Here is a 263-nt window from a genome sequence, read left to right as displayed (position 1 = left end):
AGTTTAGTACGTCTAGTTTAAATTGTTGTGTGTAATTTGTACATCGTTTTAGAAAAGCTTCCAGACCATTCTGTTTATATTGGTTTACCCAATTCAAAATGATTGTGTCACTTATACCGAGCGATTTACCCATTTCTCGATAACTTTCATTTCCGTTCAAATAACGTAGAACGATTTGTATTTTTTCATCAGCTGTAAATTTAGCCATAGAAAAACTGCACCTCCAATTGTTAGACTGTGTCTAACAATTGGGGTGCAGTTCA

At 34.2% G+C, this 263-nt stretch carries 1 protein-coding gene; it reads right to left on the bottom strand.

Features of this window, described 5'->3' with window-relative positions:
• A partial coding sequence (locus H6481_RS28550; RefSeq protein WP_182813831.1) for a helix-turn-helix domain-containing protein occupies positions 1 to 208 on the bottom strand: 208 nt, incomplete at its 3' end.
• Positions 209 to 263 lie beyond the last annotated feature (55 nt).

Origin of the sequence: Bacillus sp. ME78 (genome assembly GCF_903970865.1) — a bacterium.
GTDB classification, from domain to species: domain Bacteria; phylum Bacillota; class Bacilli; order Bacillales; family Bacillaceae_G; genus Bacillus_A; species Bacillus_A cereus.
This window is presented reverse-complemented; position numbering and strand designations above follow the sequence as displayed.